Consider the following 12,901-nt stretch of genomic DNA (forward strand, 5'->3'; position numbering starts at 1 on the left):
CTACCTGGCAGCAGCTCCGATACCGGTTGTCGTATAGATCCGACCTTCCAGACGACGCTTCAAACCACGCGACTCGATAAGCAGTTTCGTCCCCTGAGCGGCATTGGTCCGCCCCCACTCTTCCAGCAATTCCAGGCAAGAGTGATCGATATAGGTCAGGTTGTTCAACGGCACGTGCACGGTGCTGCCTTGAGGGATGCTGCCCAGCACTTTGGTCAGTGCCGGAACCTTGAGGAAGGTAGCCGCACCCACCAGACGCAACTCCATTTCACCCTCATCCTCCAGTTGAACCAGGCTGATCTTCAGGCGCGAAGCCTTGAGTGCCAGCTTGGCCAGAGTCAGACCGAAACCAACCAGTACACCGGTCAGCAGGTCAGTGAGGATGATCGACGAAGCCGTGGCGGCATAGATGAACATCGGCGTGCGTCCATAACGGCCCAGACCGCGAAATGCCTTGAGATCCACCAGCTTGAGGCCCGTGTATACAAGCACACCCGCCAGACTTGCCACCGGAATGCTTTGCAGTACGCTCGACAGAATCAGTACGAAAGCCAGCAGCCAGAGGCCATGGAAAATCGTCGAGAGTCGGGTCGTCGCACCTGCCTGAACGTTTGCCGAGCTGCGCACGATAACGCCGGTCATTGGCAGCGCACCCACCAGGCCGCACAGCATGTTACCTATGCCTTGTGCACTCAATTCCTTGTCGAAGTCAGAGCGCGTGCCGTTGTGCATGCGGTCGACGGCAGCGGCCGAAAGCAGCGTTTCGGCACTGGCGATGAAGGCCAGGGCGATGGCAGCAATCAGGATCGCAGGATCGGCGAGGTTCATGAGGTCCGCAGGGCGTAGCCAGTCGATGGCGTCGGCCAGATTGTCAGGGACCTCCACGCGCTTGACCTCCAGCGCCATGATGAGGCTTATGCCTGTTGCAAGACCGACACCCAGCAGTGCTCCCGGAACGAAACGCAGTGATTGTGGACGGATTTTGTCCCAGGACCACATCACTAGCATGGTTCCCAGACCCAGCAGGCCTGCCTGCATGGCCGGTCCAGTCCCGATGGCCTGGACCAGAGTTGCAGGGAATGCCAACAGATTATCCAGCCCGGACGGTTTCGGGCCGCTATCAAACATCACATGCACTTGTGAAAGGACGATCAGCACACCGATGCCGGCCAGCATGCCATACACCACAGCCGGTGCCGTTACCCGGAACCAGCAGCCGAGCTTGAAGCGTCCGGCCAGTAGTTGAAGCAGGCCGGCCAGCAGAAGAATCGGGCCAAGCATGGCCATTCCATGCTCACGTACCAGCTCGAATACCAATACGGCCAGACCTGCGGCAGGGCCACTGACCTGCAAGGGCGACCCCGCGATCCAGCCGACGATCAGGCCACCGATGATGCCAGTAATCAATCCCTTGGCCGGAGGCATGCCTGAAGCAATTGCAATCCCCATGCACAGCGGCAGGGCAACCAGGAACACCACCACGGAAGCGAGGAGCTCCCGTGGTAAGACGGATTTCAGTTCTGTAGTACCCATGATGCTTCTCCGGGATCTCTTCAGACGTAACAAAGCCTGGCGGCGCGCATCCTGCGCAACCGCCATAGGCTCAAAGAGGGGGTTTACCGCCAGTCGTGAATCAAATCATGCGACTAGAAGCGTGGCTTCGGGGTAGCCATGGGTGTCGGACCCTCGCCATCGAGTGGCAGGAATGCATCCCGGTCCGCGTCGTAAGCCAGAATTTCACTGGTTTCGATGTTGTAGACCCAGCCGTGGATGAACAACTGACCGTTGGCCAGTTTGGATGCAACCGAAGGGTGGGTACGCAGGTGCTGAAGCTGAGCGATCACGTTTTCCTGAGTCAGGACGTGCATGGTTTCCTTTTCGCTGCCGCAACTGCAATTGTTCTCGACAACCGTACGGGCAACCTCTGCATGACGCAGCCAGGCTTTGACCGTAGGCATTTTATCGAGGCTCTGTGGGTTGAGTACGGCACGCATTGCGCCGCAATCGGAGTGCCCGCAGATGATGATGTGTTGCACGCCCAGGGCTGAAACCGCGTACTCGAGGGCTGTTGAAACACCGCCGTTCATCTGGCCATAAGGCGGAACGACGTTACCGACGTTACGGGTGACGAAAAGATCGCCTGGAGAGCTCTGGGTAATGAGTTCAGGCACGATGCGCGAGTCTGCGCAGGTGATGAACATGGCGCGAGGCGATTGTGCCGTGGCCAGTTTCTTGAACAACTCTTCCTGCTGTGGGAAGACCTCATGACGAAAGTGCACGAAGCCACTCACGATTTGCTGCAGCGCTACCTCAGCACTATTCAATGCAGGCTGCTCACTGGCTGAGGTAGCCGACTGCTGTTTATCCATGTCTCTCATGTCTTCATCCCCTGACGGATTGATGTGGATTATTCATGCTTTCTCTAACCGGAATCGGACCTTAGCCCTTTTGTCTGGCATAGCGAACAAGTCCATTGAACGCTATCGCGGGCATCACTCCGATTTACAGATTAGCGACTCAAGCTTAAGTGAAACTGAATGCGACAGCTCTAGAACGCCATTTCCTGCATTTAAAGGAGTGACATCTGCCCACCCGGTGGGCAAAAAGCGTTGCAGTCCAGATGAAAACTCTCACGACGATTGAGGCCTAAACGTGCAGTTGCTATCGCGTAACGCCTTGCCAGGAGATCGGCAAAAGGCCCTTCGCCCCGCATGCGTGACCCGAACTCGCTGTTATAGACCTCACCGCCTCGGCTTTGACGTATCAGACTCATCACATGTTCCGCACGTTGCGGATAATGTGTCTTGAGCCATTCCTCGAACAGTGGCGCCACCTCCAGGGGCAGGCGCAGCATTACATAGCTCGCGCTCTGTGCGCCGGCTGCCTTGGCCTCACTGAGCAGGGCTTCAAGCTCGCTGTCGTTGATCATTGGAATCATCGGCGCGCACAACACACCTACCGGCACGCCCGCCTGGCGCAATACCCGAATGGCTCGCAAACGAGCCTTGGGTGCAGCAGCCCTGGGCTCAAGAATGCATTTGAGTTCGTCATCCAGCGTAGTCAGGCTGATGAATACCGACACCAGATTCAGTTTTGCCATTTCGGCCAGCAAATCGAGGTCGCGCAGAATCAGCGAGCCTTTAGTGATGATGGACACGGGATGGCGATAGCGCAGCAAAACCTCAAGGGTCGCGCGGGTGATCCGGTGTTCGCGCTCGATAGGCTGATACGGATCGGTATTGGCGCCCAGCGTGATTGGCGCGCAACGGTAGCCGGGTTTGGAAAGCTGCTGCTCCAGCAAGGCTGCTGCATTGGTCTTGGCGATCAGCCTGGTCTCGAAATCCAGCCCTGGCGACATGTCCCAATAGGCATGGCTGGGTCTTGCGAAGCAATAGATGCAGCCGTGCTCACACCCGCGATAAGGGTTGATGGAGCGATCGAAGGGAATGTCCGGCGACGTGTTGCGGGTAATGATGGTCTTGGCCGTTTCGTTGATGACCTGAGTACCCTGAGTCAGCGGAACCTCCTGATACCAGCCATCGTCCTCGGCGACGGACCGGCTGGGAGCAAAGCGATTGTGCGGGTTGGTGGCGGTACCGCGGCCGCGAATCGGGGGTGTGCTGACCATGAGGAATGACTCGAATACTGTTTATGCATACAGTACATCAAAATTCACATCGCCCAGGAAAAAATGCTTCCCACCTGACCGGTGGTTCTGCCTGCCGAGAAACGCTTCTTAAAGCGTTGTAACAATAAGCCGGTTCCACTGAACATCGTATTAATTTATTAATTGTCGCCAGCCACACTCATGGATGAGTACTTGGGCCGTTCCTGTTATAGAAACTGACAACTATTGAAAAGGATTTCAATCGTGAGCACGAAATATGCATTTAATACCCTGGTTGGGGCATCGCTCCTGACACTTGCACTGACAACTGCGCAAGCGTCCGGCTTCGCGGACAAGAATAAACCCTTTGACCAGTATCACTGGGTCACCACCCATAATTCCTACGAGAAGATCAATCAGAATCTGGCGGAACTGCCCAGGCAACTGAAAGACGGTGTTCGGGGTTTCATGCTGGATCTCTATACCGACAAAAAGTCAGGCTTCAACCGTATCAAGGTCTGCCATAAAACCATTGCTTGCTACGGCCCGCTGGGCAATCAGCTAAAGAATGAGTTCATTCCTTTTCTGAAAAACAACACGTCGGAAGTGGTGACTCTGTTTTTCGAGACGTATGTCAGCCGTGACGATTTGCAGGAAGTCTTCAATGCGATACCCGAGCTTGCAGACTACTCGTTCAACCCGGCGAATTTTGAGACCTCGGGTTGGCCAACCCTGGCAGCCATGGCCCAGAAAAATAACCGCCTTATCATGATGACCGATAAGCGTGAAGTCAGTGGGCAGTACCGGGTCGGATCAAAGACCATTACCGTCTTGTTCGATAAGGACTGGTTGACGCAGAACAAGTGGGACACCTTGGGTGGTGCGGCTTCCAATCTTTATGCCGCCCACAATTTTTCCTGCCCCACACGCTGGCCAGATGTACCTCTGGATACCAGAAAAGTCGCCAGATCTACAGGCAAGCAATGGAATCGCCTGTTCCTGATGAACCAGTTTCATACCGCCACTTCTACCATTCCTGATTCTGCCAAGTACGACAATAACCTGACCTACCTGATGCGGCGTACGGCCAACTGCGGGAATGAGCCGAATTTCATCGGTATCAATAATTACCAGAACGGCGATGCCTTTTCCTACGCACGCACCTTGAGCCAGGGTGGCATTTATTTATGGGAAGGCTCTGATGCCGACAGGAAAAAAGACACCGTCTGCGCCATTCCCAGCGGTTCCCGGACTCTTCTTCTGCCGACCCAAGGCTGTGAAAACGATGAGGCTCAATCCATGTCGTTATCCGGCATTACCAAAGGCACCCGAATCACGGTATTCGACAATGGCGGTGGTAGCCGCGAAGATGATTACGCCATTATCGACGTGAAGCGAGACATCGGGATCAAAGAGCATGTTGTGGTTTCAGGTTTTGAACAGAATCGCAATAACGCAGACTATCAAATCATCCATGTTCGCAATAATGGTTTGAACGGGAAAATTTCCCGTATTGAAGTAGGTCGAACACCGGGTAACTTCTCTGATGCGGCCATTGCATTCTATGAGGGAAACAACCTCGACAAAAATCTCGACTGTACGGTTCCTTTCAACCGTGCCCATAACGTCAAGATGAAAAATAACAGTTTTGGCTGCTCAAACGATGAAATTCGTTCTGCCCGAATTCTCAAGGCCGGCGCGGGTACATCGTTTACTCTGGTCGGACATCCTTATGGCGATTTTTCACAAGGCCGAACAATCGTCACCATCAAGCGTGATATTCGATGGCCGGTCACGATTCCAAGTTTCAATGCCTCTTATGAAAACAGTGATGTAAAAGTCGAGGCCAGCCAATCGATTGATGGCAAGATCTCGTTTGGTTATTTCAAGGGTAAACAATAAGGCGGTTGTTTCTTGAGGGTATAAAAAAGGGCGCTCAGTCGAGCGCCCTTTTCATCATCAGGCATTCAACTCGGATCCACCGGCTTTTTCAGCTTCGGATTCGGGAAAAACTGCACGCCCTGAACCTTTGGATCAGCCGGTTTTGGCGTCGCCTTGTTGACCCGTGTTCCCAGCTCTTTGGGAACTGACAGGCCCTGTTCATTGAGCGTATCGCTGTAGCCGCAACCCACGCATTCACGATGGGGAACGTCGTCTTCGCTCCACATCTTCAGCTTGTCGGGCTCACTGCACGCCGGGCAGACAGCCCCGGCGATGAAGCGCTTCTTGGTAATGACTACCGGTGTATCGGTCATGCTGCCGCTTCCTCACTCAAGCCACTGTGACGCAAGAGTGCGTCAATCGAAGGCTCGCGTCCGCGGAAATCGACGAACAACACCATCGGCGCCTGGGAGCCGCCACGGGCCAGGATGGCTTCGCGGAAGGCACGGCCAGTCTCGGCGTTGAGTACACCGTCTTCCTCGAATCGGGAGAACGCATCGGCGGACAGCACTTCAGCCCACTTGTAGCTGTAGTAACCGGCTGCATAACCGCCCGCGAAGATATGCGCGAAGCTGTTCGGGAAGCGGTTATAGGCTGGCGGTCGCATGACCGAGACTTCATCGCGGATGCCTTCAAGCACGTCCAGTACACCCCGACCGTCGCCATGGGTAGCATGCAGCTCGAAGTCGAACAGCGAGAACTCCAGCTGACGGACCATCATCAGGCCTGACTGGAAGTTCTTGGCAGCGAGCATTTTTTCCAGCAGGTCCTGAGGCAGCGCTTCGCCGCTCTCGTAGTGGCCGGAAATCAGGGCCAGGCCTTCAGGCTCCCAGCACCAGTTTTCCATGAACTGGCTTGGCAGTTCGACGGCATCCCACGCCACGCCGTTGATCCCGGAAACACCGGCATGCTCGACGCGGGTCAGCAGGTGATGCAGGCCATGACCGAATTCGTGGAACAGGGTGGTGACTTCATCGTGGGTCAGCAAGGCAGGCTTGCCGCCCACGGCTGGCGTGAAGTTGCACACCAGATTCGCCACCGGGTTTTGCAGGCGGCCTTCGGCGGTGCGGCGACGGTCGCGAGCGCCATCCATCCAGGCGCCGCCACGCTTGTTGGCGCGGGCATACAGGTCGAAGAAGAAACGCCCGACGTGCTGGCCGTTTTCCTTGATCTCGAAGAGGCGAACATCCGGGTGCCAGGTGTCGAAACCTTTCTGTTCGGCGATTTCAATGCCGTACAGGCGCTGGACGATTGCGAACAGGCCGCTCAGCACTTTATCGATAGGGAAATAGGCGCGCAGGATTTCCTGGGAAACGCTGTAGCGCTGCTCGCGCAGTTTTTCGCCGTAGAAACCGCTGTCCCAGCTTTGCAGGTCCGGGCAACCCTGTTCGGCGGCATACGCCTTGAGCTGCTTGAGGTCCTGTTCGGCAAAAGGTTTGCTGCGCTTGGCCAGATCCCGCAGGAAGCTCAGCACCTGATCGCTGGACTCGGCCATCTTGGTCGCCAGGCTCAGTTCGGAGAAGCTGGCGAAGCCCAACAGTTGTGCCAGTTCCTGACGCAGGTCGAGGATCTGCGCCATGACCGGACCGTTGTCGTTCTTGCCGGCATTCGGGCCTTGATCCGAGGCGCGTGTGCAGTAGGCCGCGTAGACTTCTTCGCGCAGGGCGCGGTCTTCGGCGTAGGTCATTACCGCGTAATAGCTCGGGAATTCCAGGGTAATCAGGAAACCTTCCAGATCCTTGGCCTTGGCGGCGGCCGCCATCTGTTGCTTGGCCGAATCGGTCAGACCCGCGAGGGCGGATTCGTCAGTGACCAGTTTGGTCCAGGCCTGGGTCGCGTCGAGCAACTGGTTGGAGAACTGGCTGCCCAGCTCCGACAGCTTGCTTTGCACTTCGGCATAACGCTTCTGCTGCTCGGGCGGCAGGTCGATACCCGAAAGGCGGAAGTCGCGCAGCGATTGCTCCAGAATAGTCTTCTGGCCGACGTCGAAGTCGGCCGCTTCCGGGCTGTTGGCCAGGGCTTCATAGGCCTGGAACAGCTCGCGGTTCTGGCCCATTTCGGTGGAGTAAGCGCTCAATGCAGGCAGGCACGACTCGTAGGCTTCGCGCAGTTCGGCGCTGTTGCAGACGGCATTCAGGTGGCTGACCGGGCTCCAGGCGGCTCCCAGGCGGTCATTCAATTCATCCATCGCCAGTATCAGACCGGCCCAGGTGGGGGTCGAACCCTGCCTGGCAAGAATGTCGGCAATCGCGGCGCGGTTATCGGCCAGGATCTGCTCGATGGCAGGTTTTACGTGCTCGGCACGGATCGCCGAGAAAGGAGGCAGGTCGTACGATTGCAGAAGAGGGTTGTTCGCGCTCACGGTTTTGCACCTTGGCTGGAAGAAACACTCACGCATCTTAATTACAATCGACGCCGACCGCAGCACTCAAACCTGCATCGCGCCTCTATCACCCGTAAAGAAGGAGTCTATCGTGGCCATTCGCAAGTTCCAGGACCACACCCCAGCCCTTGGCGAGCGAGCGTTCGTCGATCATTCGGCCGTGGTGATCGGCGATGTCGAGATCGGTGCTGACAGCTCCGTCTGGCCACTGACCGTGATTCGTGGTGACATGCATCGCATCCGCATCGGTGCCCGCACCAGCGTGCAGGACGGCAGTGTGTTGCACATTACCCATGCGGGACCGTTCAACCCTGACGGCTTTCCATTACTGATTGGTGACGAAGTGACCATCGGCCACAAGGCGATGCTGCATGGCTGCACCATCGGCAACCGTATTCTGATCGGCATGGGTACGACCATCATGGATGGTGCGGTGGTCGAGGATGAGGTCATCATCGGCGCTGGCAGCCTGGTGCCGCCCGGTAAAGTGCTGGAAAGCGGGTTTCTGTATGTGGGGCGTCCAGTCAAACAGGCCCGTCCTCTGACTGAAAAGGAAATTGCCTTTTTCCCTTATAGTGCGAGCAATTACGTGAAGCTCAAGGATCAGCATCTGGCCGAAGGTTATGACCAGCCCTGAGTTATCCACAAGCCCTTTTACGCATTACTGGCGAGACTTCATGCATTACCAGAATATTCTGTTCGACCTCGACGGCACACTGACCGACCCGCGCCTGGGGATAACCCGTTCTATCCAGTTTGCCCTGGCGAAGCTGGGGATCGACGAACCGGACATCACCCGGCTCGAACATTTCATCGGCCCTCCATTGCTGCAGGCGTTCATGCAGTTTTATGAGATGGACGAAGCCCGTGCCTGGGAAGCCGTAGGTTTCTACCGCGAGCGCTTCAAGGTGACCGGGCTTTATGAAAACCAGGTATTCGATGGCGTGCCCGAGCTGCTTGAAACCTTGGGTGGTCAAGGTCGAACGCTGTATATCGCGACGTCAAAGCCTTGGGTTTTCGCCCATGAAATCGCCCGGCACTTTGACTTTGCCAAGTATTTCAAAGTGATTTACGGCAGTGAGCTGGATGGCACCCGCACCGATAAAGTGGAACTGATCGCTCATCTGCTGGAGCAGGAGCGTCTGGACCCCAAGCAGACATTGATGATCGGCGACCGCAAGCACGACCTTATCGGCGGCCTGCGCAACGGTCTGGATGTGGCGGCTGTGGGTTATGGTTTTGGCAGTCATGAGGAACTGACAGCGCAATCACCGACCTATCATTTTGTGACGATGGCCCAGATGCATGAAGCTTTTCGCGAATGAATTCGCTTCTACGGGCGGTGTGGGAATTCATTCGCGAAAGCCGCTGAGCTGCTGCAATTTCGCCTTGCGCTGCACCACAGGCAAATCCCCCAGCTTTTCCACGGCATCGAAGAACGCCACCCAGTCACCCTTCACGTGCTTGAACAACGCCTCAAACGCTGGCACCCACTGGTCATAAAGCCCGAAGGGCAGCAGCTTGGCGTTGTTCATCGGTGAGTTGATCCACCCGTCGAAGCGTTTGTCGCCGCTCCATTGCTGGTCACGCAATTGCCGGTACTCACGGCGCAAGCGCTCGAACTCGGCGGCTTTGCGCTCACGCATCAGTTCGGCTGTCAGCGGCTGGCGATACAAGGCCTTGAGCCGCTCCCGGGTATCGAGCACCAATCGAATGAACTGATCCCGGCGTGTGGATTGTGAGACGTTTTCTGGTGACAGGCCTCGTGCAGCCCGCCATTGGCGAGTGCCTTCCTGTTCCACGAAGCTGGCGTAGGATTCGTTGAACTCGGTGTCGTCCTTCACATAAAAGCGCTGATGCGCCAGTTCGTGAAAGATCAGCGTTGCCAGTCGTTCATCGCCCCAGCCCAGCATGGAGCTGAGGATCGGATCATTGAACCAGCCAAGGGTCGAATACGCCTCGACGCCGCTCATGTACACATCCTTGCCGGCCTGACGCTGCAAGGCGGCCTCGCCACGTGCTCCGCCCTGACTGTAATAACCGCGATAGGCCACGCAGCCGGCAATCGGAAAACAGTGGGTGACGGGGTCCAGAGAGAACTCATCGGTGGCGAATACGTTCCATACCACATAAGGGCGGCCCAGATCGGCGTACAGGCGATAGCTCTTGTTGTCCGGCAGATGCAGGTGTGCGCTGGCGAAGGTGCGGGCCTGCTGGGCGTATGCCAGGCGCTGACGCAGTTTCGGGTCGCGGCCGGGGTCGGCGATGATGTCCTCGACGGGCTCTCGCGCCTGCAAGAGATGCAACTGACCACCGGCCAGCTGGCCGTAGTACGAGAGGCTGGAGCATCCACAGAGCAAAACCATCGTCGCTATCGGCAAGCTGCGCCAGAGACGTAAAACATCGAGTCGTGGCATACACGGCCTTCAATACAGGGATAGAGCGCGTTATGCAGGACAGCCAGGGTGTTACGCAACTATCATCGTCATCCGTCCATCTGCGGAGCCTGACATGCGCCCGATAGTCTTGATGCTCGCCTTCGGCACCCTTGTCGGATGCACCACGCCTTTACCCGCCGTCGATCCCGCCATGGCCTGGGTCGATATACGCACCATGACCGGCAGGCTGGTGATGGCGGACAAGCTCGATGGCAAGAATACCGAGGATGGCCGCTACTTTCAGGTTACTCCCGGCCGTCATGAGCTACAGATCCGCTTCGACTATGAATATCGTTCCGGCGGGCTAGGCATGATCAGTGACGATTACACCGATATCACCTGTTTCATCGATATCGAGTACGACCACTTTGCCGCCGGGCAGCGTTACATGATCGAAGCACGCACCCTGGCCAACGACATTACGGCCAGGCTTTTCGACGCCGAGCGCAAAGTTGTTGCCGAGCAGGGTGATATCCACTGCATCTGATCAGCTGTCGTTTCTCTGGTAGATGATCTTCTGGGTGCCGTTGTCGCAGCTACCCACCACCATGTTCTGGTCGTGGACTTCAGCGTTGGGGACAATTTCCAGCGTGTAGGACGTGACGTTGTTGGCCTGGATCTTGGCCTCGATCTCGTCCTTGAGTTCTTCGCAGGATTTTGGCGCAGCCAGTGCGCTGGTCGTCAGCAGGATGCAGCTGATAGTCAAAGCAAAACGTTTCATGGCCGATTCCTTCGATAAGACGCACAGAACCTTGCCTGTGCTGTAGTCCTTCATACGACCTTCCGGCCCCGCATCTGGTTCTGAGGGACAAAAAAATGACCCGCACAACCGGGTTGTGCGGGCCTGCGGGGTCACGCTATCGATCAGCCGAGCAGCGTGGCATCCAGAGTGATCTTGGCATTCAGCACCTTGGAAACCGGGCAGCCTTCTTTGGCTTGCTTGGTCAACTCATCAAACTGCTGCTGGCTTGCACCTGGGACCTTGGCCTTGAGCACGAGATGAACGGCTGTGATCGAAAATCCGCCGCTGTCCTGATCCAGTGTCACTTCAGCCTGAGTATCGATGCTTTCAGCGGTGAAGCCCGCGTTCCCGAGGATCATCGACAGGGCCATGGAGAAGCAGCCAGCATGGGCTGCGCCGATCAGTTCTTCCGGGTTGGTGCCTTTGCCGCCCTCGAAGCGGGCCTTGAAACCGTAAGGCGCTTCGCGCAGTACGCCCGTTTCAGTGGAGATACTGCCAATGCCACTCTTCAGATCACCTTCCCAATGGGCTGATGCTTTCTTGACGATGCTCATGGTGCCTCCTGATTAAATCGGTAATGTTCCGGCCGTAACCAAGTTTCTGAGGATAGACGGTCTTGGAAAGTTCAACCTATAAGTCCTAGTGTTTTGGTAGGTCTTTTTTGGGGTTGCCATTGAAAAGCAGCGCTTGCGCCCGCACTGCTGTTTCATCATGGGCTCAGCCCAACACATTTCGAGGAGAAGCAGCGGCCTATGAAACGTTTGACGGATGTAAAGATTTCCACCCTTGATCTGGTGCCTGTGCGCCAGGACAAAGGTCCCGCAGAATCACTGCGTAATTCCCTGAACCTGGCTCAGCACGTCGAGAAGCTGGGTTACAACCGCTTCTGGGTGGCAGAGCACCACAACATGGATGGCATCGCGAGTTCGGCGACCTCTGTGCTGCTGGCCTATCTGGCTAGCGGTACTTCGACGATTCGCGTAGGCGCTGGTGGCGTCATGCTGCCCAATCATGCGCCATTGGTCATTGCCGAGCAGTTCGGCACCCTGGCCAGTCTTTATCCCGGTCGTATCGATCTGGGCCTGGGGCGTGCGCCGGGTTCGGACCAGATGACGGCCCGGGCACTGCGTCGCGAGCGTTCCGGCAGCGCCGATGATTTCCCTGACGATGTCACCGAGTTGATGGGCTACCTCGGGCCACGCACGCCTGATCAGAAAGTGATCGCCGTGCCGGGCTCAGGCACCAATGTGCCGATCTGGTTGCTGGGATCGAGCCTGTTCAGCGCGCAACTGGCCGGGATGCGCGGGCTGCCTTATGCCTTTGCCTCGCATTTCGCGCCGCGCTACATGCATGAGGCGATTCGCGTCTATCGCAATCATTTCCAGCCTTCCGAAGTGCTCGACAAGCCTTATGTGATGCTGGGTGTGCCGTTGTCTGCCGCCGACACCGACGAGCGTGCCGAGTACCTGGCGACGTCGGTCTACCAGCGCATTCTGGCGCTGATGCGCGGGCACAGCCTGGTGCAGCGCCCGCCGGTCGAGTCCATGGACAAACTGTGGTTGCCTCACGAGCGAGAGGCCGTTGCGAGCTTTCTGGGGCTGGCGATGGTGGGCGGTCCGGAAAAGATCCGCGCCAAGCTGGATGTGCTGCTGGAACAAACCGATGCCGATGAATTGATCTTCACCTGCGACATGTACGAGCACGAGGATCGTTTACGCTCGTATGAAATCCTGGCGCAGGTTGCGCAGGGATAAAGACACCGCACAGTGTAGGACCGGATTTATCCGGGA

Annotated in this window: 13 protein-coding genes; 5 read left to right on the plus strand and 8 right to left on the minus strand. The window is 56.8% G+C overall.

The window, feature by feature from the left end:
• From CKW23_RS18415 to CKW23_RS18425, 3 genes are all read right to left on the minus strand, one after another.
• Entirely contained in the window at positions 1-1,533 is a 1,533-nt protein-coding gene (locus CKW23_RS18415) for a SulP family inorganic anion transporter (protein ID WP_025257830.1), read from the minus strand.
• A 113-nt stretch (positions 1,534-1,646) separates the two neighbouring features.
• Positions 1,647-2,378, minus strand: coding sequence for a carbonic anhydrase (locus CKW23_RS18420; RefSeq protein ID WP_025257831.1), 732 nt, complete (start codon positions 2,376-2,378; stop codon positions 1,647-1,649).
• 191 nt (positions 2,379-2,569) lie between these two features.
• On the minus strand, positions 2,570-3,628 hold the full coding sequence (locus tag CKW23_RS18425) for a PA0069 family radical SAM protein (protein WP_095068097.1): 1,059 nt from the start codon (positions 3,626-3,628) through the stop codon (positions 2,570-2,572).
• A gap of 243 nt (positions 3,629-3,871) precedes the next feature.
• Here CKW23_RS18425 and CKW23_RS27005 point away from each other — a divergent pair, with 243 nt between their 5' ends.
• Complete coding sequence (locus CKW23_RS27005) at positions 3,872-5,509, plus strand: hypothetical protein (protein ID WP_025257833.1); 1,638 nt, start codon at positions 3,872-3,874, stop codon at positions 5,507-5,509.
• A gap of 65 nt (positions 5,510-5,574) precedes the next feature.
• Here the strand turns inward: CKW23_RS27005 and CKW23_RS18435 are convergent, their stop codons facing one another.
• Together CKW23_RS18435 and prlC are read right to left on the minus strand one after the other, a co-directional pair.
• On the minus strand, positions 5,575-5,862 hold the full coding sequence (locus tag CKW23_RS18435; RefSeq protein WP_025257834.1) for a YheV family putative zinc ribbon protein: 288 nt from the start codon (positions 5,860-5,862) through the stop codon (positions 5,575-5,577).
• Entirely contained in the window at positions 5,859-7,910 is a 2,052-nt protein-coding gene (prlC, locus tag CKW23_RS18440) for an oligopeptidase A (protein ID WP_025257835.1), read from the minus strand. The genes CKW23_RS18435 and prlC overlap by 4 nt, the downstream gene beginning before the upstream one ends.
• 112 nt (positions 7,911-8,022) lie before the next feature.
• Between prlC and CKW23_RS18445 the strand changes: the two genes are divergently transcribed.
• Both CKW23_RS18445 and CKW23_RS18450 read left to right on the plus strand, forming a co-directional pair.
• Complete coding sequence (locus CKW23_RS18445) at positions 8,023-8,568, plus strand: gamma carbonic anhydrase family protein (RefSeq protein WP_025257836.1); 546 nt, start codon at positions 8,023-8,025, stop codon at positions 8,566-8,568.
• A 40-nt stretch (positions 8,569-8,608) separates the two neighbouring features.
• Entirely contained in the window at positions 8,609-9,256 is a 648-nt protein-coding gene (locus CKW23_RS18450) for an HAD family hydrolase (RefSeq protein ID WP_025257837.1), read from the plus strand.
• Between the two features lie 27 nt (positions 9,257-9,283).
• Here CKW23_RS18450 and CKW23_RS18455 read toward each other — a convergent pair whose 3' ends face one another.
• Entirely contained in the window at positions 9,284-10,348 is a 1,065-nt protein-coding gene (locus CKW23_RS18455; RefSeq protein ID WP_025257838.1) for an aminopeptidase, read from the minus strand.
• A 94-nt stretch (positions 10,349-10,442) separates the two neighbouring features.
• Between CKW23_RS18455 and CKW23_RS18460 the strand changes: the two genes are divergently transcribed.
• Positions 10,443-10,856: a hypothetical protein gene (locus CKW23_RS18460; protein ID WP_095068098.1), complete on the plus strand. Its 414-nt coding sequence runs from the start codon at positions 10,443-10,445 to the stop codon at positions 10,854-10,856.
• Here the strand turns inward: CKW23_RS18460 and CKW23_RS18465 are convergent, their stop codons facing one another.
• The gene (locus tag CKW23_RS18465) at positions 10,857-11,090 is read right to left on the minus strand and encodes a DUF1161 domain-containing protein (RefSeq protein ID WP_025257840.1); all 234 of its coding nucleotides are present in this window, start codon (positions 11,088-11,090) and stop codon (positions 10,857-10,859) included.
• Between the two features lie 143 nt (positions 11,091-11,233).
• Positions 11,234-11,665 carry an OsmC family protein gene (locus tag CKW23_RS18470; RefSeq protein ID WP_025257841.1) on the minus strand — a complete coding sequence of 144 codons (432 nt, stop codon included), beginning with the start codon at positions 11,663-11,665 and terminating at the stop codon, positions 11,234-11,236.
• Between the two features lie 198 nt (positions 11,666-11,863).
• Between CKW23_RS18470 and CKW23_RS18475 the strand changes: the two genes are divergently transcribed.
• Positions 11,864-12,865, plus strand: a complete 1,002-nt coding sequence (locus CKW23_RS18475; RefSeq protein WP_095068099.1) for an LLM class flavin-dependent oxidoreductase — start codon at positions 11,864-11,866, stop codon at positions 12,863-12,865.
• Positions 12,866-12,901 lie beyond the last annotated feature (36 nt).

Source organism: Pseudomonas sp. Irchel 3A18 (genome assembly GCF_900187465.1).
GTDB classification, from domain to species: Bacteria; Pseudomonadota; Gammaproteobacteria; order Pseudomonadales; family Pseudomonadaceae; genus Aquipseudomonas; species Aquipseudomonas cichorii.